Here is a 26,126-nt window from a genome sequence, read left to right as displayed (position 1 = left end):
ACTCCCCACTCCTACCGCTTACTGGCCCACGGAATGGACGATTCTAATCTGCTTATCATCCGGTATCTCCTGATAGGACAGCACCCTCAGGGATGGGATAGTGTGTTTGACGAACCGGCTCAGGGTGGTGCGCAGCACCCCTGAGGTGAGCAGGACGGCCGGTTCACCCACCATCTCCTGCTTCTGAGCCATCTCCGACAGCGAGCGTTGCAGTCGCTCCGCCAGGCCAGGCTCCAATCCGGTATTCTCGCCGTTACTGGATTGTAATGATTGATGCAATATCTGTTCCAGCTCAGGAGACAAAGTAATGACGGGTATCTCAGGCTCTGCGCCGTTGATCTCCTGAACAATCAGCCGCTTCAGGGCAATGCGCACTGCCGCGGTCAACACATCCGGGTCTTTGCTCTTCGGCCCATACTCCACCAGGGTCTGAACCAGGGTACGGACATCCCGCACCGGCACCCCTTCGTTGAGCATGTTCTGCAGCACCTTGACGATGACCCCAAGGGACAGGGTCTCGGGCACCAGGCCCTCAACCAGCTTGGGCGAATCCTTGGCAAGGATATCCAGCAGCTGCTGAACCTCTTCGTAGCCGAGCAGCTGGGAGGCGTTGTTGGTGAGCAGCTGACTGAGGTGAGTGGCGACCACGGTGGCGGCGTCCACTACGGTATACCCCAGGGTCTGGGCGTGATCACGACGGTCGGCGCCGATCCACACCGCTTCCAGGCCGAAGGCGGGGTCTGTGGTGGTCTGTCCCTCCAACTGACCGAACACCTGACCCGGGTTGATGGCCAGTTCGCAATCGTGACGGATCTCCGCTTCCCCCACCACCACGCCCATCAGGCTGATGCGGTAGGCGTTGGGCGCCAGATCCAGGTTATCTCTGATGTGAACCGCCGGCACCAGGAAGCCCAGCTCCTGAGACAGCTTCTTGCGCACCCCTTTGATGCGCGCCAGCAGCTCGCCCTTCTGCGCCTTATCCACCAGGGGAATCAACCGATAGCCCACCTCCAGGCCGATGGTATCCACCTGATTGACGTCCTCCCAGGAGAGCTCTTTGCTGTCGGATTCCACTCGCTGGGCCACGGCGGTCTCCTCCGCCTCCTTGGCCGCATCGGCCGCCTGCTTCTGGCGACGCTTGTAACTCCAATAGGTCAGGCCGGCGCCGGTGAGGCCGAAGCCGAGGAAGGCCAGCTTGGGCATGCCGGGCACCAGGCCCATCACCACCAGCACCCCTGAGGTCACCATCATCACCTTGGGGTCGTCGAACATCTGGGTGATCAGGGTCTCGCCCATCTTCTGGGCTTCGTTCTGACGGGTGATGATGATGGCGGCGGCGATGGAGAGCAGCAGGCCGGGGATCTGCGCCACCAGGCCATCACCAATGGTGAGCATGGTGTAGATCTCCACCGCTTCACCGAAGGTGAGCTGGTGCTGGGCCATGCCGATGACAAAGCCGCCGAGAATGTTGATAAACAGAATCAGGATGCCGGCGATGGCATCCCCTTTAACGAATTTGGAGGCACCGTCCATCGCCCCGTAGAAGTCCGCCTCTTTGGCCACCTCTTCCCGGCGATGCTTGGCCTGTTCCTGGTTGATCAGGCCGGCGTTGAGGTCGGCGTCGATGGCCATCTGCTTGCCGGGCATGGCGTCCAGGGTAAAGCGAGCGGTCACTTCGGAGATACGACCGGCACCCTTGGTCACCACCACGAAGTTGATGATCACCAGGATGGTAAACACCACCAGGCCCACGGCGTAGTTACCACCGATCACCACGGAGCCGAACGCCTCAATCACCTTACCGGCGGCATCGCCGCCATTGTGGCCCTCCAGCAGCACCAGCCGGGTGGAAGCTACGTTCAGCGCCAATCGCAGCAAGGTGGCGATCAGCAGAACCGTGGGAAAGGCGGCAAAATCCAGGGGACGCAGGGTGTAGATGGAGACCAGCAGGACCACCAGCGCCAGGGCGATGTTGAAGGAGAACAGCATGTCCAGCAGCAGGGCCGGCATGGGCAGGGTCACCATGGCCAGGGTCGCCAGAACCATGACCGGAGTGCCTATCCCTTTCAGGTAGATGCCATATTTCTGGAATAGGGTGTTTGCGCTGGCCTGTAAATTCATCTTCCGTCTTAAAATTGACGCCGTGGAGGGCATGCTACCCAATAAGCAAGGAGTATACCAGTAACCCGCCTCAGAACCGCTACAGTGGTGGATTTACCGTAGAAAAAATCTACAATTCAATAACTCCCACTGATGGTGATTTGGCTTTTCAGTTTGGCTTATCCCTTGGCTTTATGGTGTCTGCGTCGAAAAATGGCCGCTTTATCAAGTTTTCCTGAGAAGGCCTGTAAAAACCCGGCATTGTAAATGACGAGTTGGTGAGTGGTTACTTCGCCATGGACGCAGATGTAAAAACACCCCGTTGGGTAAAGGCATCGTCAGTGGGTAAAAAGGCTCGGCGACCGCGTTTGCCCCAGTGACTGTGCTGAGATGGGCCGCCTTGGTCTGAACGGCTCCTATTCAAGCCTGCAGCCCACTGCGCAAACGACTACGAAGTGCTCAACACGCTCACTCGCACCATCGTCTTCCCGGCGCAGGCCGGGATCCAGTGTCCGTCCTCAACCCGAAGATCAAAAAAGAAAAGACGCTGGGCTCCGGCGTTCGCCGGAGTGACTGTGCTAAAGGGAGCGTCGCAGGGTTAAGCCAGCTCTGTGCGAATCTGCTAATTCAGCTAAACAATTCCTTTGATTCAACAGTCTCTCAGCACGCACATTCACCAGCGACAACGCGCTCCCCAACCCACACGCACAATCGTCTTCCCGGCGCAGGCCGGGAGCCAGTGTCTTTGGCCAGGAAGGGGTTCAGTCGAAGCAGTCTAGGCGCAGATAGCTGCCCTACTCCCGCTCCAGGGGATTGCCGTCATTATCCACCTGCAGCTCGTCGGGGATCGGCATGCGATCAGGCAGGGGAATGGGCCGGCGACCACTGCCTTTTTGGAACTGCTTGAGCTGGAACACGTAGGCCAGCACCTGGGCCACGGCGGTAAACAGGCCGTCCGGAATCTGTTTCTTCAGTTTGGTGGAGTAGTAGATGGCCCGGGCCAGCTGAGGGGAGCTGATCACCGGCACTTCGTACTCCCGGGCAATCTCCCGGATCTTCAGGGCCACCTCATCGGTGCCCTTGGCCACCACCAGGGGAGCCCTGGCCTGCTCCTTGTCATATTTGAGCGCCACAGAGTAGTGAGTCGGGTTGACCACCACCACGTCCGCCTCGGGCACTTCGCTCATCATCCGCCGCTGGGACATCTCCCGCTGCAGCTGTCGGATGCGGCCCTTGACCTCGGGGCGACCCTCGCTGTCCTTATGTTCATCCTTGATCTCCTGCTTGGTCATCTTCAGCTGCTTGTTGTGGTTCCACAGCTGATAGGGGGCGTCGATGATGACGATGATCAGCAGGGAGCAACACAGGAAGGTGAACAGCTTATTGAGCAGGGAAACCGACCCGGCGATGGCGGCAAAGGGGGTGCCGGTGGAGATGGACATGATGTCGTCAAAATAGAGGCTCAGCAGCATCCAGGCCACCAGGGCCACCACGGAGAACTTGGCGATGGCTTTGACCAGCTCCACCACCGCCTGAATGCCAAACATTCGCTTGAAGCCACTGAGGGGATTGAACTTGCTCATCTTCGGCGCCGCGGCCTTCCAGCTGAAGGTCATGCCCCCCAGCAGGATGTTGCCCACGAAGGCGGCCACGGTGAGGAAGAGGACGAAGCCGAGCACCGGCAGGCCCACCTCGGTGAGGATGCGGCCGAAAACCATGGAGAGCTCACCTACGTCGAACACCTGCTTGCGGCTGAGGGTAAACAGAGAGGTGGCCACCGACATCAGGCTGTTGGCCATGGCCTGGCCGAAGATCATCATGGCTACTGCCGCCCCCACCAGCACGAAGGTGGTGCCCAGCTCCTTGGATCGGGGAACCTGGCCCTTCTCCTTGGCCTGTTGTAATCGTTTCGCCGTGGGTTCTTCTGTTTTTTCCTGGTCGCTGCTGTTTTCCGCCATCAGCGCACCTCACATTGCAATCTGAGCAGGGAACAGAGGGTCTGCTGGCCATTGTCCCAGGCCGCCTCGAAGTGTGGCATGAAACCGGAGAGGGAGAGCCACAGAATCAACAGGCCGGACAGCATGGTGATGGGGAAGCCGATGGCAAAAATGTTCAGCTGGGGCGCGGCCCGGGTCATCACCCCGAAGGAGAAGTTGATCATCAAAAGGGCGGTGGCCGCCGACAGGGCCAGAGTCAGGGCCCCGGCAAACATCAGGCTGCCCCACTTGGCCAGCTCCATGAAATTGTCCGGCAGCAGCCCCTGCCCCACCGGCAATGTGGTGAAACTGGCCACCATCATCCGAATCATCAGCAGATGGCCGTCCACCAGGAAGAAGATCAGGGTGGAGAGCAGCAAAAACAGCTGCCCCACCAGGGGCACCTGCTGGCCGTTGCTGGGATCCACCATGGAGGCGAAACCCAATGAGGTCTGCATGCCGATGATCTGCCCGGCCAGGATGAAGGTGTTGAGTACCAGCAGGGAGACAAAGCCGGCGGCGACGCCGATGAGGATCTCCTGGGCGGTCACCAGCACCGCCTGGGCGGAGAGCAGTTCGATGGGGGGCGGCGCTGGCAATACCGGCGCCACCGCGGCGGTAATGGCCACGGAGAGGGCCATTCGCACCCGGGCCGGTGTGGAGGAGCCGCCGATGGTGACCATCACCATCAGCATGGAGCTGATGCGGATCAGCGGCCACAACAGGGCCCTGAGCCAATCGAAGATCACCTCCAGTGGCAGCTCCATCAGCCGATCACCGAGGGTATCCTGTCCACCAGTTCGAAGGTGAACTCCATCAGGGTGCGCACCAGCCAGTGGCCCAGGAAGGCCAGGGTCAGCAGGGTGACCAGCAGGCGCGGCAGGAAGGAGAGGGTCTGCTCGTTGATGGAGGTGGCCGCCTGGAACACCGCCACCACCAGGCCGATGAGCAATCCGGGCACGATGATGGCGGAGACCATCATCAGGATCACATAGAGAGCGTGGCGGAACAGATCGACGAAGGCTTCCGGGGTCATGTCCCCACCCCGAAGCTTGTGGCCAGGGTGCCCATCACCAGGCTCCAGCCGTCCACCAGAACAAACAGCATGATCTTAAAGGGCAGCGAGACGATCATCGGCGACAACATCATCATACCCATGGCCATCAGCACCGAGGCCACCACCAGGTCAATCACCAGAAAGGGCAAGAACAGCATGAAGCCTATCTGGAAAGCGGTCTTGAGTTCGGAGGTGACGAAGGCGGGGATCAGCACCCGCAGGGGGGTATCCTCCGGGCCGTTCAGCCCGGTGACGCCGCTGATCTCGATGAAGGTGTTGAGATCCGACATCCGGGTCTGGGACAGCATAAAGGCTTTCACCGGCACGCTGGCCCGTTCCAGGGCCACCACCGCAGTCACCTGCTCCTCCATGTAGGGCACCACCGCGTCCTCATAGACCCGGTCCATCACCGGGGTCATCACGAACAGCGACAGGAACAGCGCCATCCCCAGCAACACTTGATTGGACGGGGTCTGCTGCAGGCCCAGGGCCTGGCGCAGAATCGCCAGCACCACGATGATTCGGGTGAAGCTGGACATCAGCACCACCATGGCCGGCAGGAAGGTGAGCACCGTCATCAGGCCGAGGATCTGCAGCGACACGCTGTAATCCTGGGTGCCGTCCGGATTGGTGGTCACGGTGACGGCGGGGATGCCGGTGTTGGCCAGAGCCAGGGCCGGCATCATCAGCGGCAGCAGCAGGGCCGCCCAGGTCAGCAGGCGCTTCACGACTTGGACTCCTTGTTCACCCGGGAGAGCACCTTGGCAAAGTCTGCGCCCTGGGGGGCTTCGATGGGGGTCTCCAGCTTGTCCAGCAGCTGGATGCCGCCGGCGCTGACACCAATCAGGTACTGCTGCTCCCCCACCTGAATCACCGCCACCCGCTCCTTGGTGCCAAGGGGAAGGCTGGCGATAAGACGAATCTTGCCCACCAGTTTGGTGGGCAAGTTCATTTTGCGGGCAACCAGGGCCAGAACCAGAATCAGGGCCACCACGCCCACCAGGGTGGCGATGGTGGTGGCCAGCTGCTCGCCGGAGGAGACCGGCTCCGCCGCGGCGGGCAGGCTGAGCAGCAACAGGGGCAATAGTAACAATCGCATCTTATTTGAGTTTCTTGATTCGCTCAGTCTGGCTGATCACGTCGGTCAGACGGATACCGAATTTTTCGTTCACCACCACCACTTCGCCGTGGGCGATCAGGGTTCCGTTGACCATCACATCCAGGGGCTCACCGGCCACCCGGTCCAGCTCCACCACCGAGCCCTGGTTCAGCTGCAGCAGGTTGCGGATGCTGATGCTGCTGCGACCCACCTCCATGGAGATGGTCACCGGAATATCCAGGATGGAGTCCAGCTTCTTGCGCTCGTCGTCGCTGATGCCGCTGCTTGGCTTTGGCTCATTGAAGTCCTCGAGCTCAACCTGCTGGACCGCATCATCCTGCTCTGCCAGGGCCGAGGCCCACTCATCGGCCAGGTCGTCCTGGCTAAACAGATCGTCGTCGTTACTCATCGCTTGAGCTCTCTTTCAGTTTTTCCAACATTGTATGGGCCATCTCGTCGCTGCCACCGCCGCGCCCCTGCATCAGCTGCAGTTCGGACTTAAAGCTTTCCGGACGGGGAATGCGCTCGGTGATCTGAATTGCCTTGTGATCTCCCGCCCGTCCCAGGCGTCCGCGGAAGGTGGGCAGATCTTCCACCCGTACCATCATCTCCTCCGGCATCTCCACCGGGATGATGTCACCCACCTGCAGCTCCATGATGTCACTCAGGGACATCTCGGTTTCCAGCAGGGTACCGGAGAACTCCACAGGCACATCCAGGATCTCCTCCTGCAGCGCCTTACCCCAGCGCTGATCCGTATCCTGCTTGTCGGACTGCACACCGGCATCCAGCAGTTCGCGAATGGGCTCGATCATGGAGTATGGCAGGGTGATGTGGAAGTCCCCGCCACCGCCATCGAGTTCGATATGGAAGGAGGAGACCACCACCACCTCGGTGGGGCTGACGATGTTGGCCATCGCCGGGTTCACTTCGGAATCCAGGTACTCGAACTCCACGTCCATCACCGGAGACCAGGCCTCTTTGTAATCTTCGAAAACGGTTTTCAGCAACAGCTGGATGATGCGCCGTTCGGTGGGGGTAAATTCACGCCCCTCAATCTTGGCCTGGAAACGGCCGTCACCGCCGAAGAAGTTGTCCACCAGGATAAACACCAGGCGGGCCTCCATGGTGATAAGGCCCGTCCCCTTGAGGGGGCGGAAGCGCACCATGTTCAAACTGGTGGGTACGAACAGGGTATGCACGTACTCGCCGAACTTGATCATCTGCACGCCGTTGATGGAGATCTCCGCAGAGCGGCGCATCAGGTTGAACAGGCTGATCCTCAGGTGACGGGCAAAGCGCTCATTCACCAGTTCCAGGGTGGGCATACGCCCACGCACGATGCGGTCCTGAGAGGAGAAGTCATAGGTCTTGGCATCGGGACCGCCAGACTCCTCAACATCCTCTTCGACCTCATCGACCCCGTGCAACAGGGCATCGATTTCGTCTTGGCTAAGCAGGTCGCTCATTCAGACTCTCTTATTGCATCACAAAGCCGGTAAACAGGACACGTTCCACCACGGGCCTGCCGGTGATTCCCTGAAGGGTGGTCTGCACATTGATCAGCGCCTGGGTGCGAAGCTCCTCTTTCCCTTCGCGGGAGGAGAGTTGCTTGGCATCGGCCTCGCTGAAGGTGGAGAGCAGAGAGTCCTCGATCAGGGGGATATGCTTCTTGGCAATCTCCTGGTCCGAATAGCCGCGAACCTGGATCTGCACCTTAATCTGCACCAGGTAGCTGCGCTTCTCGCCGGGCAGATTGAACAGGAACGGCCGTGGCATCCCCACGTAAAGGGCATCCCCCGGGGTCAGCGGTGTACTGATCTCCACCTGCTCGGCACCCTCTTCACCGTCATCACTGAGAAACATCACCACACCCGCCACCAGGGCGGCCAACAGGACGCCGGCACCGGCGATGATGGCGATCATCATCCACTTGGGGCGCTTTTTCGGCTCGTTCACTTCCAGTTGCAGGGACTCTTCTTCTGCCATGTTGTCAGTCCGTCTTCTCTAAAACCTGTTCAGGGTAACATACCCCGAATTATGCGTAATAATCGATACCGCCATCGGCGTTGCGGCCGGTCATTTGCTGGACAGTGACCAGGGCCTCATCACTGGCTTCCACCATGCCGTCTGCGCCGGAGCCTGAACCGTCACCGCTGCCGTCGCCCTCCTGGGCACCGGCCTGGCCGCTGCCGCCATGGCTGACCTGGGTGTCGGCCAGGGTGATGCCTTGCTGAGCCAGCATCTCCCTGAGACGGGGCAATGCCTGCTCCACCATCTCCCGGGTCTGGGCCTGCTGGGTATGCAGTTGCACCTGAGCCTGGTCGCCGTTCATCTGAATCTTGATCTGCAGGGCACCCAGCTCCGGCGGATCCAGGCGAATCTCCGCCTGGTTGGTGCGGCTGTTGATCATCATCATCATCCGCTCACGCAGCTCTGGCGCCATCCGCTCTGCGGCGACCGGCTGTCGCAGGGCGGCCTGCTGAGCCTCAGCCTGGGCGGGTCTGGCCGCCTCTGGGGTTCTGCCATGCTGGAGTCGATGGGCGGTGTCCAGCTCCAGCCCCTCACCCTGCTCTGTGGTGGCCGCCACAGGCACGGCCTCCGGCAATTGAGGCTGCAGCGTCATCTCTGCGGTGCCCTGGGCGGTGCGCAGCCCAGATTCGGCTTTGGCCTGAGCCCCCTGCAGGGCATTGACCTCTTTGGCCAGCTCTGGGTCCAGTTTCTCCCCGGCCAGCTTCTGACTGACAGGGGCCTGACTCATGGCGCCGGTATCACCCTGGGCCTGGCGGGTGGCCGCGTCCAGCTTCTGAGGCTGGGGCTCTCCCTCGAGCTTGCTCTGAACCTCGCGGCTGCCTTGCAGCTGGGCCAGCAGCTCACTGCCTGAGAGCGCCCTGGGCCCCTCTTTAGCCCCGGTCTTGGGGGAGTCCTTGCCATCCGCCGCTTGAGGCGTTTCCGGTTTGCCGCCTGGCTGAGCCCCCAGGGCCTCGGCCAGCGCCTTTTTGGTCACCGCCCTTGGGCTGTCGCTGGCCGCGGCCAGCTCTTCGCCCTCGACCAGTTCGCCGTCACTTTGCTTGAGCACAGCGAAGGGCGAAGCCTCGGTCTTAGCCTGGTCAGGTTGACCCTCGGCCTTGGTGTCCACCGGTTTCTCTGCAGGCAACTGCCCCACGGCTTTGTGTTCGGCAACCTTATCCTGAAGCCCCTCTCCTTCCGGTTCTACCGAGGGGGCAGCGTCCGATTTGACGGAAGCGACCGCGGCGATGCCGGAACGGCTTTCCAAACCCTGTTCAGACGCGCCTCTTCTGGGTTTGGCCTGGGCGGCAACGCCCTGACCTGGGGCTTCCGCCTTCGGATGTTCGCTGTCGGCGGTTGGGTGCCCCTTAATGGGGTCCACCCTGTCCATGGGAGGCTGTTTCCCCTCACCACCAGCTTGAGCGGCCTTGGCGGCCACCTGTTCGGTTTCGGTGGCGGCGGTCAGTGTGCCCGGCTCAACCTCCTCAGGCGCTGGCACCCCACTCCCCTGGGTGTTGCCGGGGGCAGATTGTTGCCGCTCCGGGTCAGCCTGGGTTGCCACCTTGGGCTCGATGGCGGCAAAGGGATCCCGCGGCTCAGATGCTGCGGCCTGCTCGTCACCTGCGTCTTCGGTCGGCACCACCTGAGTAAGGAGAGGCCCCTTCCCTTCAGCCTGAGTCTGCTGTTGCTCTTCACCCTGAGGCGTCACCTGGGCATCAGCCGCGCCCTTTGCCTCAGAGGACCCGGCAGGCGCCTCTGCGTTTTCCGCTTCGGAAACTTCCTGCGAAGCACCTGATATTTCATCGGGTTGCTCGTCTGTCGCCTGGGGCTGCGACAGCGGGCTTTGACCGGCTTCTGTCGCATTGGCCAGCGCCGCCTCGAAGCCGTCGTCGGACGAACCCTTTGAGGTGGGGGCGGTGCTGAGCACCGAGGGGGTCTGTGTGACCTGCAGTCGAGCTTCCATGGGTCGTTACAACTCCTGGCTGACAATGGAACCGGCAGAGGCCGGTGACGGCTCTACGTTAATGCCAAGTTAAGAGCAAACTTCGTGCCACAACTCCCAACTGCCGCCAAAAGACTGAATTGAACTCTGAAGGCCCTACGACTGACGCCGGAGATACTGCTGTAGGGCAAACTCGTCCAGCTCCACCTGCTCCTGTTTGTCCGCCCGGGCGCGACGCCGGGCGTGCTCCTTGTCGATGAGCAGCGCCAGGGCCTTCTGCTTCTGCTGTATCTTCTGCCACTGCTGCTGGAACTGGCCCACCGCCTGATCCGCGGCCTGGATCTGCTGATGCTGCTGATCGATGGCGCCATCGAGGCGGGCAACAAAGTGGTAGTACTGCTGGTAATGGTTGGCCGCCAGTTTGTCGCCGGTCTTCTCCGCCGCCTGACGCACATAGTCCATGCGAAAGGCTTCCAGGCTCTTAAGTTGCTCCCGCAGGGCGTTGGCCTGGGACTGGGCACTGCGCAGCTGCAACTGGGCCGCTTCCAGCTCCCTGTCCGCCAGTTCCAGTACCTTTGCCAGCTGCTTGGGATCCGCCATGGTTCAGCCCCTAGTACTTGCAGTTGGCCGCAAGCCGGGCCAGCTGTTCCAGGCTCTCGGTGTAGTTGGCCGGGCGGCGCATCTCCTGGCGCAGGAAGGCGTTGAAGGCCGGCTGCATGGCGATCGCCTTGTCCACCTTGGGGTCGGAGCCCTGGGAGTAGGCGCCGATGGCGATCAGGTCCTGGTTCTGACGGTAGGCGGACCACAGCTGTTTGATCATCTGGGCGGCGGTCTGGTGCAGCTGTTCGGTGACCATGGGCATCACCCGGCTGATGGACGCCTCGATGTCGATGGCCGGGTAGTGGCCGCTCTCCGCCAATTGTCGGGAGAGAACGATGTGGCCGTCGAGAATGGCCCGGGAGGCATCGGCAATGGGATCCTGCTGGTCGTCACCCTCGGTCAGTACGGTATAGAACGCGGTGATGCTGCCCTGTCCCGGGCCGCCGTTGCCGGCGCGCTCCACCAGCTTGGGCAGTTTGGCGAACACCGAGGGCGGGTAGCCCTTGGTGGCCGGTGGTTCACCGATGGCCAGGGCGATCTCCCGCTGCGCCTGGGCGTAACGGGTCAAAGAGTCCATCAGCAGCAGGGTGTTCTTGCCACAGTCACGGAAGTACTCGGCGATGCGGGTGGCGGTTTCACAGGCGCGCAGGCGCATCATCGGGCTGTTGTCCGCCGGGGCGGCCACCACCACGGAGCGGGCCCGGCCTTCGGGGCCGAGGATCTCCTCGATGAACTCCTTCACCTCGCGGCCACGTTCACCCACCAGGCCCACCACAATGACGTCGGCGTTGGTGCCTCGGGTCATCATCCCCAGCAGCACCGACTTGCCCACACCGGAACCGGCAAACAGCCCCATGCGCTGCCCCTGGCCCACGGTCAGCAGGGCATTGATGGTGCGCACCCCGGTGTCGATGGGCTGACTGATGGCCCGGCGGGCCATGGGGTTGAGCAGAGGAGCACTGTGGGCGGCGCGGTGGCGGGTCTTTAAGGGACCCAGACCATCGATGGGCTCACCATTGCCGTCGATGACCCGGCCCAGCAGGGCATCGCCAACGGCCAGACCGCGACGGCCACCGATGGGGGTGACCTTGGCACCGGGCAGCACCCCCTTCATCTCTTCGATGGGCATCAGGTAGAGCAGTTGGTCGTCGAAACCCACCACTTCGGCGAGGATCTCACCGGAGAGGGTATCGATGGAGCAGAGGGAGCCCACAGGGGCGCGGCAGCCTACGGCCTCCAGGGTCAGGCCCACCACCCGCAGCAGCTGGCCTGAGGCCACCGGCTTGTTGCTGGCTACATTGTAGTGCCAGGCCTTCAGCCGCTGGGTGAGTCGTTGACTACGCTGCTCCATGACCCGGGCTCTCCTGGGCAGTGGCGCCGTCGGCGTCAACCTCGGCGTCGGCAGCCTGAGTGGTGGTGTCCGCCGGTTCTGAAGACGGGCCGGCTTGGTCCGGCGCATCGTTCACCTCGGGCTGAGGCGGCACACTCTGGAACTGGGGATAGGCAGGCTCATCCACCGCGGGACGAGGCTGATTGATAAACTGATTGAAGATGGTCTCGATGCGCTCCGCCAGGGGCATGGCCACCTCGGAGCGTTGGGTCAGCACCTTGAGGCTGCCCCGGCTGAGGCTAGGCTCCAGCTCAAGCTGCCAGTGGCGGCGCGTCAGCTCCTCATCGCCGTAGCTGTCGCGCACCAACTGAAGATCCTCGGCGCACAGCTGGATGGTGACCTTCTGATCCCGGCTGGGCAGGGCATCCATCGCCTGACGCAGGGCCAGCAGCAGCGGTTCCGACTGAGTTTTCACCTCACAGCCGATCACCGCCCGGGCCAGATGCTGGGTCAGTTCCACCAGCTCCTGTTCCACCTGGTTGTCCACCGCCTGCAGGGGCGCCACCAGTTGGTTCAGCAGGGCATCGAGCTGGGCCATCTGAGCCTGGATGCGGGCCCTGCCCTCCTCCAGACCCTGCTCCAGGCCCTGTTCATAACCTTGGGTGTGGCCCTCTTCCAGGCCCTTGAGACGACCCTCTTCCAGACCCTTCTGGGTCCCCTGGTTGAGGCCTTCGTCATAACCTTCCTGACGGGCGTCTTCACGGAGGGATTCGATCTCCGCCAGGGTCGGAGGCGCCGGAGCCTCCTCTTCGTCGGCCTGGGGTTCAGGCTCGCCGCTGGAGATGTTCAGTGCCAGAGGAGAGGGTTCGGTGATCTCCTCCCCCACATCAGGAAGCTCCCACTGCTCCGCCTCGCTGGCCTCTAACTGGCCAGCTAGCCGACGGTTGAATTTGACCCGGGTTTCCTGACTCATGGATTAGAGGAACTCTTCGCCACCGGCGCCGCCCAGCATGATCTCGCCGGCATCGGCCAGGCGTCTGGCCACCGCCAGCACCTCTTTCTGAGCCGCTTCCACTTCGGAGATGCGCACCGGCCCCATCGCCTCGAGGTCGTCCCGTACCAGGTCCGCCTGACGCTTGGACATGTTGCCCAGGATCTTCTCCTTGAGCTGGTCGTCGGCGCCCTTGAGGGCACGAATCAGCACCTCCTGCTGCAGGTCGCGCAGAATCACCTGCATCGCCCGGTCGTCCATGTCCGCCAGGTTCTCGAACACGAACATCAGATCCTGAATCTGCTGGCCCAGCTCTTCGTCGGAGTCGCGGATCGACTCCATCAGCTGACCCTCTATGCCGGTATCCAGGTAGTTCATGATGTTGGCCGCCGCCTTCAGGCCGCCCATCTTGGCTGCCTGGGCTCCGGCCTGGCCGGCGAACTGCTTCTCCATGATGTCGTTCAGCTCCTGCAGGGCCGCGGGCTGCACCTCCTCCAGGTTGGCAATACGCAGCATCAGATCCAGGCGCACCCGCTCGGTGAACTGGCTCATGATCTGAGCCGCCTGATCCGGCTCCAGGTAGGAGAGCACAATGGTCTGAATCTGCGGGTGCTCGTTCTGAATGATGTTGGCCACCTGACGGGCGTCCATCCACTTCAGGGAGTCCAGACCGGTGGCGCCGTGGCCCATGACGATCTGGTCGATCAGGTTGCCTGCCTTGTCCTCACCCAGGGCCTGAGTCAGTGCCTTACGCACAAACTCCTGGCTGTTGAGACCGATGGAGGAGAACTTCTTAATCTGTTCCAGGAACAGGCGATGGACCGCGGTCACCTTGTCCTGGCTGAAGTTGTTGATGCCGGCCATCACCATGCCCACCTTCTGGACATGCTTGGGCTCCAGATTCTTCAGAACCTGGGCGGCGTCGGACTCGGACAGGCTGAGAAGCAGAATGGCGGTCTTCTCAATCCCGTTCAGATTGTTGACATCAAAGTCGCCGGCCGGGGTCACCGCCCCGCCTGTGGTCTGTGGCAGATCAGGCATCTTCTTCCAACCAATGTTTAACTACCTGGGTCGACAGCTCTGGCTCGTTGGCCACCAGGGCGCGAATGGCCCGCAGCATGTCATCGTCTTTATGAAGATCCGGCAGCAAGATGGAGCCGTCTTCCGCATAGCTGTAGTCGCCTTCGGTCTGGGCCAGCACACCCAGGGTATCGGCGGCGTACTGGTCCTCGATCTCCGCCAGCTCCTCGCCAGGCTCCAGGGCCTTGGTCTTGTCGCCATCGGGGTTGAGCAGACGGTTGATCAGCGGACGCACCACCACCAGCAGCAACACCACGATGATGATCAGGCCACCGCCCATCTTCAGGCTACGCCAGAACCAGGGCTGCTCCCACATCGGCAGTTCCGGCTCCTCCAGGGAGATCCCTTCGGCGAAGGGGATGGAGATCACCTCCACCAGGTCGCCGCGCTGATTGTTAAAACCGATGCTGCCCTCCAGCAGTCGCTTCAGGCTGGCCAGTTCCTCGGCGGAACGGGGCTGAGGCCGGGCGGGCTCGCCCTCGGCACCGGGCACCAGGGCGTAATCCACCGCCAGGGACACGGTCACCCGGCTGACCACCCCCACCTGCTGACGCACATGGCTGATGGTGGAGTCCAGCTCATAGTTGCGGGTGGCTTCGGAGCGGTTACGGCGGTTGCCCTGAACCAGGGTTTCATTGGTACCGGCGCCCGCTTCCTGGGGGATGGCCGATTCCATGGGCGGCTGGTTGGTCAGGGCACCGGGGATCCCCATGGAACCCTGGCCGTTCTGATTGTCGGTGACCACCATCTCACTGCGCAGCGACGGCAGGTCCGGATTAAAGCGTTTCGAGGTCTCCTCCACCGCGGAGAAGTCCATGGTGACGTCCACCTGGGCGGTGTAGTTGCCCAGGCCCAATACCGGGATCAGGATGGAATCAATCTTCTTGAGCATCGCCTGCTCTTGCTGGGACTCTACTTCCAGCTCCCGGCGGGCACGACTGGAGATGGCGTCCTGGCTGCCGGAGTTGAGCAAGCGGCCATGCTGGTCAGTCACCGTCACCCGGCTGGGGGAGAGGTTGTGCACGGCGGAAGCGACGATGTCGACGATGGCGTCCACTTCGGTCTGACGCAGTTCGGTGTTGCGGGTCAAGCCCACCACCACGGTGGCGGAGGGCTGGGCCTGCTGACGGGCAAAGACGTTGGTCTTGGGCAGAGCCAGGATCACCCGGGCGCGGTTGACGCTGCGCAGCTCTTCGATGGCGCGGGCCAGGGTCTGCTCCTGGGTGTGCTTGAGGCGGGCACTCTCCAGGCGCTGACTGACCCCGAAGCCGCTCTCCTGATTAAGGAAGTCCTCTTCGGTGTTGCTCTTGCCCTGGAGGCCGGCGCGGGTCATCTGCAGACGGATGTCGGCGTACATCTCTTCGGGCACGGAGATCACGTTGCCCTCGACCTGATAGTCGATCTTCTGCTGATCCAGGAAGTCCAGGGTCTGAACCAGTTCGCCGGTGTCCATCTTGCCCAGGGGGCGATACTCGGGCTCCTGAGCCCAGAGGAAGATGAACACCGCCATCAGCAGGAACACCGTCAGCGCCAGGATCAGCGAGACCTGTCGCAGGGTATCGGAATTCCCCAAGGCCCCTAGGGGGCTGGCCTTGTTCTCCTCGACGGCACCGCTGCCCTCACCGCCAATGGCGGGTAGGGGGGCGTCATTACCGCCCAGGGCCAATTGTGTTGACTGATTCGCCTCTGCCACCGCTACACCTTAAGCCCGTTAGACGGGCATACTCATGATCTCTTTGTATGCTTCTACAATCTTGTTGCGCACCTGGATGGTGGCTTCGAAGGCGACGCCGGCCTTTTCCTTGGCGATCATCGTCTCCGACAGGGTGACACTGGTGTCGCCCAGCTCCATGCGGGTGGCCAGTTCAGACGCGGTCTGCTGCAGGCCATTGACGTGACTGATGGCATCGCCCAACAGGGACTCAAAGTCGCCCGCCGGACCCGCCGTGGGCTTGAGGGCCGTAGGGTCTGCCTCCAGCGACATCTGTTGCATCTCGCTGATGAGGGGATTAGAGCCGATCTCCATTGTGCGCTACTCCTGGTTACACCTGTTCATCAATCTATCTACACGGCGGGGGGGCAAGTGTGCAGCCTTCAGGCTGGCAATTCAATCCCCATGTCCCGCATCTTGGCCAATTTGTACCTCAGGGTACGGGGGCTGATGCCCAACTGCTCGGCCACCGCCTTGCGACTGCCGCCATTTTGCTCAAGAGCATCCACAATAATCTGATGTTCCTGAAGTTTTAACTCATCACCCAGGCTGTCTGGCTTAACTTCCACCTCGGGCTGAACCCTGGGTGCCACACTGGGCATCTCCAGAGTATCGATAAAGAGGTCGTTGGCCCCGATGGTGTCCCCGACACAGAGGATCAGGGCGCGCTGGACCACGTTCTCCAGCTCGCGGACGTTGCCGGGCCAGTTGTGGGCGGTCAGCTTGGCCTTGGCGGCGTCGTCCAGACGGGGGACCACCCCCTTGGCTCCCAGGTGGCGGCCCAGCAGGTGCTCGGCCAGAGGCACGATGTCACCGGGACGCTGACTCAGGGGCAGCCAGTTGAGGGGGAACACATTCAGTCTGTAGTAGAGATCCTCACGGAAGCGCCCTTCGGCCACCGCCTGCTTGAGGTCCCGGTTGGAGGTGGCCAGCACCCGCACGTCCAGCTGAATGGTCTTGCGGCTGCCCAGGCGCTCAACTTCCCGCTCCTGCAGGACCCGCAGCAACTTGGACTGCAGGCCGAGATCCATCTCGGTGATCTCATCCAGCAGTATGGTGCCGCCCTGGGCCTGCTCAAACTTACCGGCACAGGCGGCAACGGCACCGGTGAAGGCGCCCTTCTCGTAGCCGAACAGGGTGGCTTCCAGCATGTTTTCCGGAATGGCGGCACAGTTGATGGCCACGAAGGGGGCATCCACTCTGGGGGAGCACTGGTGCAGGTAGCGGGCCAGCACCTCCTTGCCGGAGCCACTTGGGCCGGTGATCATCACCGAGGCGTCGGACTGGGCCACCCGCTCCGCCAGGCCCAGCAGCCTGAGACTGGCCTCATCGGCCACCACCGGCTGATGTACCTCGGCGGCCGGGGCCAGCAGGTAGCGCTCCACCTGATGCAGCAGCACCTCGGGGGCGAAAGGCTTGGCCAGGTAATCGTTGGCGCCGCAGCGCATCGCTTCCACGGCGGCGTCGATGGTGCCGTAGGCGGTCATCAACAGCACCGGCAGATTCAGGTCCTTGGCCCGAATCGCCTTAAGCAGGGCCAGACCGTCCATGCCGGCCATCTGGATATCGGAGATCACCATGGCGGGGCGCTGCTGACCCAGTTGGATCAGGGCCTCGGCGCCATCGCTGGCCTCCAGGCATTGGTAGCCACCCAACAGCAGGGTGTCCACCAGGGCTTCTCTGAGTCCCAGGTCATCTTCAACAACCAAGATGGTGGGCTTACTCATGCAGTCAGTTCCTCATGGTGTTCGACTCGGGGAAAGGTCAAGGTAAATTGGCTGCCCTGTCCGGGCAGGGAGGCCAGGCTGACAGTGCCGTCGTGGGCCCGGCAGATGGACTGGAGTACCGCCAGTCCCAGGCCGGTGCCGTTGGCCTTGGTGGTGAAGAAGGGGGTCATCGCCTGACGCTGCTGCTCCGGGGTCATCCCCTTGCCGTTGTCCGCCACCTGGATCACCACCCGGCCCTTGAGCTCACTGGTGCTGATGCGCAGGGCAGTGGCTTCCGCCTCAAGGGCGTTGTTCACCAGATTCTGCAGGGCGCCCTGCAGGGCGTTGGCGTTGGCCAGGATGCACACGTCGTAGTCGATCACCAGACTCAGGTCGGCATGACGCTGGGCCAGCACCGCCTCGCAGCTGGTTTTCAGCTCCTCCAGCAGGGCAGAGATCTTGACCGGCTCGCTCTTCTGGGTATGGCCGCCACGGGCAAACAGCAGCAGGTCGTTCACCCGCTGCTCCAGCTCGCCCAGCCGGGCCATCAGCTTCTGCTGGAAGCGGCTGCGACCGGCCTCATCCAGCTGGGGGCTGGAGAGATTGGCACCATAGAGCAGCGCGGCAGAGAGAGGGGTTCGGATCTGGTGCGCCAGAGACGCGGCCATCTTACCCAGGGCAGACAGGCGCTCCATGTGGGAGACGTTGCGCTGCAGGGTCCGGGTTTCGGTGAGATCGGTGAGCATCAGCAACTGGCCGGACTCCGGCGTCAGTGAGCGGGTGGTCAGGCTGACACGACGACCGTTTTTCAGGGAGACTTCGTGACCGTCGTCGGCCCGGGGGGCAAACGCCGAGTCAATGATTTGACGCCAGGGGCGACCTTCCAGCTCCATCCCCAGCAGTTCCACCGCCGCAGGGTTGGCCTGTTCAACCACACCCATATCATTGAGCAGCAATACGCCCGCAGGCAAACACTGCATCAGATGGTGCAACCGGCTCTCCGCCTGATTCTCTGATCTCTCCTTGGCCTCTGGGGTGGTTTGGCTTAACGCCATGTAGTCGTCCTGTCAAAAATTCGTAAATGGTCACGCAACGCACAAAATGTGCAGGTTCCATGCCAGATATTGGTGGAGAGTGGGGGCCAGCATACAAAAAAAGGCTTTCCGATCGAGACCGGAAAGCCTTTTTCTGTGATCTGGATTCAGGACTTGCCGAGTCCGTACTTGCGCATCTTCTCAACCAGGGTGGTACGACGCATCCCCAGCATCTCGGCGGCCTTGGCCACCACGCTGTTCTGCTGCTCCAGCGCCTGGCGGATCATCTCCACCTCCAGGTCTGCCAGCATGTCCTTGAGATTGACCCCGTCTTCGGGCAGCTCGGAGGAGAAACGCTGCTCCGGCAGTTCCACCGGCTCTTCACCGGAGAACAGGGCCGCCAGGGCGTCGCGCTCCTGCAACTCTTCCGGATACTCGGGAGAGAACTGGGGCACGTCCACATGACGGTACTTCATCGGCAGGTCGTTCACGTCCACCAGGCTGTTTGGATAGAGGATCACCATCCGCTCCACCAGGTTGGACAGTTCACGGACGTTACCGGACCAGGGGTGGGCGGTCAGGGACTCGACGGCGCGCATGGTAAAGCGAACGGCACCCTTGCCCTCCCCTTCCAGGCGGCTTACCAGCTCCTGCAGCAGCAGAGGGATGTCCTCTTTGCGCTCAGACAGGGCGGGCATCTCGATGGGGAACACATTGAGTCGGTAGAACAGGTCTTCACGGAACCGGCCCTTCTCGATCATCTGCTCCAGATTCTGGTGGGTGGCGGCGACGATGCGCACGTCCGCCTGCAGCGGCTTGGTGCCGCCGACACGCTCGAAGGTCTTCTCCTGCAGCACACGCAGCAGCTTCACCTGCATATGAGCCGGCATGTCACCAATCTCATCCAGGAACAGGGTGCCACCCTCGGCCATCTCGAAGCGGCCCTTGCGGGTGCCAATGGCGCCGGTGAAGGCGCCCTTCTCATGACCGAACAGCTCACTCTCCAGCAGCTCGGCGGGAATGGCGCCACAGTTCACCGGGATGAAGGGACCGTTACGGCGCTTGGATAGGTAGTGGACATTGCGGGCCACCACCTCTTTGCCGGTACCGGACTGGCCGGTCACCAGTACGGTGGCCTCGGTTTCCGCCACCTGAGACATCAGGTGACGCACTTCGGCAATGGCTTCACTGCGACCTACCAGGCTGCGGAACAGCTTGGTCTGATTGGCACTGGTGGGGGCAACTTCATGCCGGGTACGGTTGTACACCTGGCAATAATGCAGCATCTCGGTCAGTTGGGCGTAGCTGAACGGCAGGGCGATCTCGCCGACCAGGTTGGCCATCTCCTGAGGACGGGCATCCAGGCACAGGAAGGGCTGATGAGGAAACTCCCGGAGTACGCTGATGGCGATCTCCTTGTCTTCCTCAGTGTTGTGCCCAAAGATCACACTTCGGTATCGCTCGGCATCGGAGAGCCGCCCGGGGAGATCCCCCATTTTAACGGCTTCAACGGTTTCACCCAGGAAGTTAAGCAAAAAGTTTAGTTGTTGGAGCCGGTCATGGTTCCAATCCACTAATAATATGCTTTGTTCTGTCTGCATTACTTATCTTCCGACCACAGCTGCATCGTGGGAAATCAATCAAGGTGCTGTTTAAAAACAGCCTATATATCGGGCTCCTCCGCTCATTTCACCTCAATGGATGAAGGCAGGGAGTCCGGTTATTGTAATGGGAAAGTAGGCATTAGCAAGCAACCCATCCTCCTGACGCTTAATAAGCGGTCAGAAATCAAGGTTGCTTAAATGTGATCATGCAGGCTGCTTAATATTGTGATGTTCGGCAGGGATCGCATCCCAGCCCTCTTTCACAGTCTTCAGCAGATCAATGACTTCGTCGATGGCGGCCACATCGGACTCGGCGTTGGCTTCGGCGATGCGGCGCAGCATGTAGTCGTACAGAGCGTCCAGGTTACCGGCCACTTCCCCCCCTTTTTCGTGATCCAGGGAGGCTTTCAGGTGGGTGATGATCTCCATGGTCCGCCCCAGGAGTTCACCCTTTTTGGCAACCTGGTTGGAGTCCAAAGCCATCTTGGCCTGCAGCAGTTTGTCGATGCTGCCGCCGAGCAGAAGCTGCACCACCTTGTGGGGGGAAGCTTCGGCTTTCTGGCTCTCTACGTTTACCTGGCGGTAGGCTTTCAGGGATCCACGCATGTTACTTTCCTAATTCTACATTCTGATAGACGGAGACTTGCTGACGCCCCTTGCGGTAACCACCAAAGGCATCACGTTGCTTATCGAGTTGGGCCTTGCCTCGCTTGGCAAGGGCCCGGGTAATATCTAGCTGAAGCTTAATCCACTCCCGGTCTTGAGCCAGCTCAGTGTCGAGCAACTCACCGAGACAGGTACGGCGCTCCTCAATGCACTGATTGAGCTGTGGCAGAAGCTCTTCACGACCATCCACATCCGCTTCGGCAATCTGCTCAAGCAGCGTAGAGATGGTCTGGGTGATCGCTTCCAGTTGCTGCTGACTCATGAGGTTTTCCTGGTGAATCCTGGCAGGGCTTCAAATCTGGATGCCAGGTCTGCGCTCTGTGAATTCAAAGAGGCGACCGCCGCATCCATGGCATTAAACTGCTTGTACAGCCGGTCCTCATAACTCTTCATTCTGGTGGCCAGGCTGGTGCGCTCGTCTGTGATGCGCTCCAGCTGATTCTGAAGGCTGGTATCCCGCCCTTCGATGATGCCGCCAGACTGGACATAAGCCTCCAGCGTCGTGTCCAGCTTGGCCGCCAGGCCGGTATCCTCTGTCGTGAACAACTCCATCACAGAGGTGGCGTCGTTCTTCAGGGCTGCATCCAGCTTGTCCTCGTCGATCTCCAGCTTACCGTAGCGGTCGGTGGAGACACCAAACATGGACAGGGACTTGGCACCATCTGAAGTGTCATAGGTGCTGCCAATAAGGCTGCGCATCTGACTCTGGATGGAGCGAGGCAACGCATCCCCCTGCAGGGCACCGGCGGTTTTGGTCTCGGCGTTGTATCCGCTCAAGTCTGAAACCGTGGTCATCATCTCGTTGTAGGCTTCGACGAAGGCCTCGACGTTCTTCTTGACCGCCGCGGTGTCATTGCTGATGGTCACCTTGGTGGTTTCACCCACTTCCGCCTTTTTCAGATCCAGGCTTACCCCCTGGATCGCCTTGTCGACGGTGTTGCTGGAGGAGGTGACCTTGAGGCCATCGATGTAGACGATGGAGTCTTTGGCCGCCTGAATCTCAGAAGTGGCATCGAATACCGTGGTCAGCCCGGCGTCGCCGGAGGAGGTCACACTGATGTTGTTGGCGGTACCGGTCTCATCGGACGTCATCACCAGGCGGCTGCCGGTGTCGTCGGTCACAATGGTGGCGGTGATGCCGGTGTTATCGTCGGCATCGTTGATCTTCTTCATGATGTCCTGCATGGAGTCGGTGGCTTCAACGGCAATGTCGAAGCTCTCCCCACCCACATCCAGGGTCAGGGAACCGGCGCCCAGGGCAGCGGTAACGTCGGCCACAGAGCCCGAGCCCACCTTCTGACTCTCCGCCAGTTGCTCCACCTGAACGTTGTAACTGCCGGTCACCGCATCCTTATCCGCAGTGGCTGTAAGGTAGTCCGCCTGACTCAGAGACACCTTGCGCTTATCAAACTCATCGGCACTGGAGAGTTTCTCCAGTGAGTCCTGGAAACTGCTCATGGCACTCTTGATGGAGCCGATGGCGGAGATCTCTGACTGAACATTGGCCTCTTTCAGGTTCAGAGAGGCTTCCTTTGGCGCCTTCTCTGCATTGACCAATGCACTTACGATTCCGTTGATGTCCAGGCCTGATCCCAGGCCCACTGCGGTTAAGCCCATGCTGTTACCCCTACTCCGCTCCCGCCAGGGAGAATGAGTTAAATCTTATCTTTGACCAAGAGCCCACTGGCTTCTGACATGCGGGCGGCAAGTTCCAGCACCTCTTCGGAAGGAATTTGCCGGATCACATCGCCACTCTTTGCCTCTACCACCTTCACCACGCTGCGGTTGGTGTCCTCATCGATGTGGAAACGAATGTCCTTATCGATGGAGTTAAAGAACTCGTTCATGCCCCGTGTCGCCTCGGCCACACGCTCATCCATGGCCTCTTTGCCGGACTCTTTATCCGCCTCTTCGGCCTTGGTGGTCGCAGTGACCGCGTCTGCGGCCACTACCTCTGTCTGTTGCGCTTTCACCGCCTGTTGCTCGGCGGCAAACTCTGGTTTTACGGAAGATGTAGCAACTGCTGTGCCAACCGTACTCGTGATGGTGCTATCCATGGTCCCAGTTCCTCTTCAGATAGCTTTGTATTAAGACGGCGCCAACCGTCCCCTGCCTCTGGCCTTCTCCGTCAAAGGTTTGACACCCCGGAAAGGTCCTACCGCTGTCTCTGAGGTTATCGGCCAAATTAGCACAAGCTTTAACCCTTTTTTCTCTTTGTAAATTAGAGGCATAAAAAAAGCCCGGAAGACCGGGCTTTTTCTGAGGTCGCTTGCTGTTACAGCAGGGACAGGGCTGCGGAAGGCAGCTGGTTGGCCTGGGCCAGCATCGCGGAGGAGGACTGAGACAGAACCTGCTGCTTGGACAGCTCGGCAGTTTCCTTGGCGAAGTCCACGTCCTGGATACGGCTACGGGCGTCAGATACGTTGGTCTGAATGTTACCCAGGTTGTTGATGGTGTGGTTCAGACGGTTCTGAGTCGCACCAAGGTCAGCACGCTGGGTGTCGATCATCGCGATGGCGGAATCGATGATGTCGATGGCGCTCTGGGCACCGTCAGCGCTGGAGATGTCTACGCTGTCCACGGAGGTCAGGGTAGAACCAGTGATGGTGGTGGCCGGAGACACGGTGTTGGTGCTGGAAGTGGTGCTGAACGCATCCTGAGACTTCAGCTGAATCGCACCGGTTACCTTGGTGGAGTCAGTGGCTGCACCACCGGTCAGCTGAATAGCTGCACCGTTCTCGGCACCGTCGTAATCTACCGCGGTGATATCAACGGTCTTGGTGGCACCGGAGTTGTTGAAGTCGGTGATGGCAATGTCGCCGCCGTCGGCGTCGGTCATCAGCAGGGCGCCGTTCTCATCGATGGACGCAGTCACACCGGTGGAATCGGTCTTCTCGTTGATGGCCTCGGCGATGCCGCTCAGGTCGCTTGCATCAGCAACAGCTACGGAGATGGAGGAGCCGTTCAGGTCGAAGGATACCTGACCTGCGCCACCCATGTTGTCCATCTTCAGAGTGGTCTTGGCGTCAGCTTCAACACCGGTGGACGCAGTCTCTTTGTTGATGGCGGCAGCGATGGTCTCGGCGGTGTCGCCGGCGCTGATGGCTACGTTCTTGGACTCTTCACCGCTGATGGTCAGGGTGGTGGCGGTCACGCCGTTGGCACCGGTGGCGTCAGCGGCGGCTGCGATACCGAAGCCCAGACCGGCAGTGGCACCTTCCAGCTGAGTGCTGTTGTAACCAATGGCCTTGGCACCGGTGTTCTTCAGGCTGATGCCGATGGTTTCGTTGGCGTTGGCACCAATCTGGAAAGACTGGGTGCCGTAGGAGCCGTCCAGCAGCTTCTGACCACCGAACACGGTGGTGTCGGCGATACGGGTCAGTTCGGTCTGCAGTGCGGAGATCTCTTTCTGCATGGACGCGCGGTCATCGGCAGAGTTGGAGCCGTTGGCGGACTGCAGGGACAGGTCACGCATACGCTGCAGGATGTTGGTGGACTCCTGCATGGCACCTTCAGCGGTCTGAGCGATGGAGATACCGTCGTTGGCGTTACGCATTGCCACGTCCAGACCGTTGATCTGGCTGGTCATACGGTTGGAGATCTGCAGACCTGCGGCATCGTCCTTAGCGGAGTTGATGCGCAGACCGGAAGCCAGACGCTCCATGGAGGTCTGAGTGCCCATGGTCGCTTTGTTCAGGTTGCTCTGTGCCTGCATGGAAGTGACGTTGGTATTTACACTTAAAGCCATGATGTCTTCCTCGTTAACTCGGGCGTTATTGCCTTAATTGTCGCGCCGAGTTGTGTGGCGCGTCCTGGTTTCAATTAGGGTATCGGCGGCGTTTTTCAGTCCTTTAGCCCTTTTTGCATTTTTTCCAAAAAAAACACAAAAAAGAAATAACCAAACAAATTCAAACACTTAACCCCGGACATGAAAAAAGCCACCGTGACCAGACACAATCGCGTTCGATTTTGTGATCCAGTTCACGGTGGCTCTTGCGGACGAACTCTAGATAAAGTCGAACAGTGTGGTGCTGTTGACCCGCCCAAAGGTCTGAGTCAGGGCATTCATCGCCAGGGTTTGACGCTCAAACTCAGAGATGGCAGAGGCGTAATCCAGATCTTCCAGGTTGGACTTCACTCCTTCGGACACCAGCTTCATGTCCGAGTGCTGATTCTCAAAGGTCTCCAGGGCCTTCATGCGGTTGCCGACCTCGGCACGTACCCCGGTGGCGTGATTGAACACCTCGGTGATGTCCCCCAGCAGCTGGCCATACTCCGCCTGAGCCTGGGGACTCTTCAGCCCCTCTTCCGACTCCAGCATCTCGATGGCCCGGTTGATGATACTGAAGGGGTCACGACTCTCCTGCTCCGCCATGGAGAGGCTGTCACCTATGCTGGGATCGCCGCTGATGGTCACTTCGATGCCATCGAAGGTCAGGGGCTGAGTGGGATCAAAGGCGGTAGGCCCGGTCACCAGGGTGCCGCCATTGTCATAGACCTCGTAGGCCACATTGCCGGCGCCGTCATCGACGAAATCAAAACGGTAGCCCGGAGCCTGGGTCAGCGCCGGATTCACCACCTCGGCGCTCTCAACAAAGAATTTCTCGGTCATGGTGGCGCCGGCGTAATCCGCCTGATAATCGCCGCTGGCGATGGGCACATTGAAGAACACCTCGTCACCGGGATCGTTCACCGGCAGGGTCACCCCGTCGCCTATGGTGGCGGTGCGCTGACCGGAGTTGCCCACATAGGTCACCACGCCACCCGCATTCACAAAGGGCTGGGTGTCGCTGGCGGTGCCGGAGAACAGGTAGTTGCCCGACTCATCCTGGCTGTTGGCCAAAGACACCAGGGCATCCAGGTTGGAGCGCAGATCGCTGGCGTGAACCTTGCGGCTGTCCCAGGAGAGGGAGCCATCGTTGCCTTCGAGCATGATGTCTTTCATGCTCATCACCAGGGTCTCGTAGGACGCCAGGTGCGGCTCCTCCTGAGAGAGTCGGTTGTTGGCCAGGTTGATGTTGGCCTCATACTGAGTCAACACCGCAGACTGCTGCTTGAGGTTCTCAATGGCGATGTTGGCCACGGGATCGTCGGCGGCAGTACTCACCTCTTTGCCACTTGAGAGCTTCTGCAAAGTCTTGTTGTTCTGCGACTGCAATGTGGTCAGGTTATTGGTGTTCAGGTTATAGAACTGAAAAGTGGAAACGCGCATCCCCGCCC

General features: G+C 60.8%; 25 protein-coding genes. All 25 read right to left on the bottom strand.

Annotated features, from left to right (window positions below; all coding sequences use genetic code 11):
• Positions 1–18 precede the first annotated feature (18 nt).
• Complete coding sequence (gene flhA, locus QUE41_RS05810) at positions 19–2,121, bottom strand: flagellar biosynthesis protein FlhA (protein ID WP_286341944.1); 2,103 nt, start codon at positions 2,119–2,121, stop codon at positions 19–21.
• Positions 2,122–2,894: 773 nt separating this feature from the next.
• Positions 2,895–4,058 (bottom strand): flagellar biosynthesis protein FlhB, encoded by a 1,164-nt coding sequence (gene flhB / locus QUE41_RS05805; protein ID WP_286341943.1) that lies wholly within the window; start codon positions 4,056–4,058, stop codon positions 2,895–2,897.
• The gene (gene fliR / locus QUE41_RS05800) at positions 4,058–4,843 is read right to left on the bottom strand and encodes a flagellar biosynthetic protein FliR (RefSeq protein WP_286341942.1); all 786 of its coding nucleotides are present in this window, start codon (positions 4,841–4,843) and stop codon (positions 4,058–4,060) included. Before fliR ends, flhB begins: the two co-directional genes overlap by 1 nt.
• Positions 4,843–5,112 carry a flagellar biosynthesis protein FliQ gene (gene fliQ, locus QUE41_RS05795; protein ID WP_136854335.1) on the bottom strand — a complete coding sequence of 90 codons (270 nt, stop codon included), beginning with the start codon at positions 5,110–5,112 and terminating at the stop codon, positions 4,843–4,845. The genes fliR and fliQ overlap by 1 nt, the downstream gene beginning before the upstream one ends.
• Positions 5,109–5,819, bottom strand: coding sequence for a flagellar type III secretion system pore protein FliP (fliP, locus tag QUE41_RS05790; protein WP_286342916.1), 711 nt, complete (start codon positions 5,817–5,819; stop codon positions 5,109–5,111). Before fliP ends, fliQ begins: the two co-directional genes overlap by 4 nt.
• 38 nt (positions 5,820–5,857) lie before the next feature.
• The gene (fliO, locus tag QUE41_RS05785; protein ID WP_286341941.1) at positions 5,858–6,232 is read right to left on the bottom strand and encodes a flagellar biosynthetic protein FliO; all 375 of its coding nucleotides are present in this window, start codon (positions 6,230–6,232) and stop codon (positions 5,858–5,860) included.
• Between the two features lies 1 nt (position 6,233).
• Positions 6,234–6,641, bottom strand: coding sequence for a flagellar motor switch protein FliN (fliN, locus tag QUE41_RS05780; RefSeq protein WP_286341940.1), 408 nt, complete (start codon positions 6,639–6,641; stop codon positions 6,234–6,236).
• Positions 6,634–7,701 (bottom strand): flagellar motor switch protein FliM, encoded by a 1,068-nt coding sequence (gene fliM, locus QUE41_RS05775; RefSeq protein ID WP_286341939.1) that lies wholly within the window; start codon positions 7,699–7,701, stop codon positions 6,634–6,636. Before fliM ends, fliN begins: the two co-directional genes overlap by 8 nt.
• Before the next feature lie 10 nt (positions 7,702–7,711).
• A complete protein-coding gene (gene fliL, locus QUE41_RS05770) occupies positions 7,712–8,221 on the bottom strand; it encodes a flagellar basal body-associated protein FliL (protein ID WP_286341938.1) in 510 nt (169 codons plus the stop codon).
• Between the two features lie 49 nt (positions 8,222–8,270).
• Positions 8,271–10,205 (bottom strand): flagellar hook-length control protein FliK, encoded by a 1,935-nt coding sequence (locus QUE41_RS05765; protein WP_286341937.1) that lies wholly within the window; start codon positions 10,203–10,205, stop codon positions 8,271–8,273.
• A 135-nt stretch (positions 10,206–10,340) separates the two neighbouring features.
• On the bottom strand, positions 10,341–10,784 hold the full coding sequence (gene fliJ / locus QUE41_RS05760; protein ID WP_286341936.1) for a flagellar export protein FliJ: 444 nt from the start codon (positions 10,782–10,784) through the stop codon (positions 10,341–10,343).
• 10 nt (positions 10,785–10,794) lie between these two features.
• Complete coding sequence (gene fliI / locus QUE41_RS05755) at positions 10,795–12,135, bottom strand: flagellar protein export ATPase FliI (protein ID WP_286341935.1); 1,341 nt, start codon at positions 12,133–12,135, stop codon at positions 10,795–10,797.
• A complete protein-coding gene (fliH, locus tag QUE41_RS05750; protein WP_286341934.1) occupies positions 12,122–13,087 on the bottom strand; it encodes a flagellar assembly protein FliH in 966 nt (321 codons plus the stop codon). Before fliH ends, fliI begins: the two co-directional genes overlap by 14 nt.
• 3 nt (positions 13,088–13,090) lie before the next feature.
• Positions 13,091–14,146 carry a flagellar motor switch protein FliG gene (fliG, locus tag QUE41_RS05745; RefSeq protein ID WP_286341933.1) on the bottom strand — a complete coding sequence of 352 codons (1,056 nt, stop codon included), beginning with the start codon at positions 14,144–14,146 and terminating at the stop codon, positions 13,091–13,093.
• Positions 14,139–15,878 (bottom strand): flagellar basal-body MS-ring/collar protein FliF, encoded by a 1,740-nt coding sequence (gene fliF / locus QUE41_RS05740; RefSeq protein ID WP_286341932.1) that lies wholly within the window; start codon positions 15,876–15,878, stop codon positions 14,139–14,141. The genes fliG and fliF overlap by 8 nt, the downstream gene beginning before the upstream one ends.
• A gap of 18 nt (positions 15,879–15,896) precedes the next feature.
• Positions 15,897–16,211 carry a flagellar hook-basal body complex protein FliE gene (fliE, locus tag QUE41_RS05735; protein ID WP_286341931.1) on the bottom strand — a complete coding sequence of 105 codons (315 nt, stop codon included), beginning with the start codon at positions 16,209–16,211 and terminating at the stop codon, positions 15,897–15,899.
• 68 nt (positions 16,212–16,279) lie between these two features.
• Positions 16,280–17,623 (bottom strand): sigma-54-dependent transcriptional regulator, encoded by a 1,344-nt coding sequence (locus QUE41_RS05730; RefSeq protein ID WP_286341930.1) that lies wholly within the window; start codon positions 17,621–17,623, stop codon positions 16,280–16,282.
• Complete coding sequence (locus tag QUE41_RS05725; protein WP_286341929.1) at positions 17,620–18,657, bottom strand: sensor histidine kinase; 1,038 nt, start codon at positions 18,655–18,657, stop codon at positions 17,620–17,622. Before QUE41_RS05725 ends, QUE41_RS05730 begins: the two co-directional genes overlap by 4 nt.
• A gap of 146 nt (positions 18,658–18,803) precedes the next feature.
• Positions 18,804–20,237 (bottom strand): sigma-54 dependent transcriptional regulator, encoded by a 1,434-nt coding sequence (locus QUE41_RS05720; RefSeq protein WP_286341928.1) that lies wholly within the window; start codon positions 20,235–20,237, stop codon positions 18,804–18,806.
• Positions 20,238–20,444: 207 nt separating this feature from the next.
• A complete protein-coding gene (gene fliS / locus QUE41_RS05715) occupies positions 20,445–20,846 on the bottom strand; it encodes a flagellar export chaperone FliS (RefSeq protein ID WP_286341927.1) in 402 nt (133 codons plus the stop codon).
• Between the two features lies 1 nt (position 20,847).
• Positions 20,848–21,168, bottom strand: a complete 321-nt coding sequence (locus tag QUE41_RS05710; protein ID WP_286341926.1) for a hypothetical protein — start codon at positions 21,166–21,168, stop codon at positions 20,848–20,850.
• Positions 21,165–22,523 carry a flagellar filament capping protein FliD gene (fliD, locus tag QUE41_RS05705; protein WP_286341925.1) on the bottom strand — a complete coding sequence of 453 codons (1,359 nt, stop codon included), beginning with the start codon at positions 22,521–22,523 and terminating at the stop codon, positions 21,165–21,167. The genes QUE41_RS05710 and fliD overlap by 4 nt, the downstream gene beginning before the upstream one ends.
• A gap of 38 nt (positions 22,524–22,561) precedes the next feature.
• Positions 22,562–22,963 carry a flagellar protein FlaG gene (locus QUE41_RS05700; RefSeq protein WP_286341924.1) on the bottom strand — a complete coding sequence of 134 codons (402 nt, stop codon included), beginning with the start codon at positions 22,961–22,963 and terminating at the stop codon, positions 22,562–22,564.
• Positions 22,964–23,181: 218 nt separating this feature from the next.
• Complete coding sequence (locus QUE41_RS05695; RefSeq protein WP_286341923.1) at positions 23,182–24,654, bottom strand: flagellin; 1,473 nt, start codon at positions 24,652–24,654, stop codon at positions 23,182–23,184.
• 258 nt (positions 24,655–24,912) lie between these two features.
• On the bottom strand, positions 24,913–26,118 hold the full coding sequence (flgL, locus tag QUE41_RS05690) for a flagellar hook-associated protein FlgL (RefSeq protein WP_286341922.1): 1,206 nt from the start codon (positions 26,116–26,118) through the stop codon (positions 24,913–24,915).
• Between the last annotated feature and the right edge of the window lie 8 nt (positions 26,119–26,126).

It is taken from the genome of Ferrimonas sp. YFM, assembly GCF_030296015.1.
GTDB lineage: Bacteria > Pseudomonadota > Gammaproteobacteria > Enterobacterales > Shewanellaceae > Ferrimonas.
Note: the sequence above shows the minus strand (reverse complement) of the source record. Positions and strands in the feature narration are given on the sequence as shown.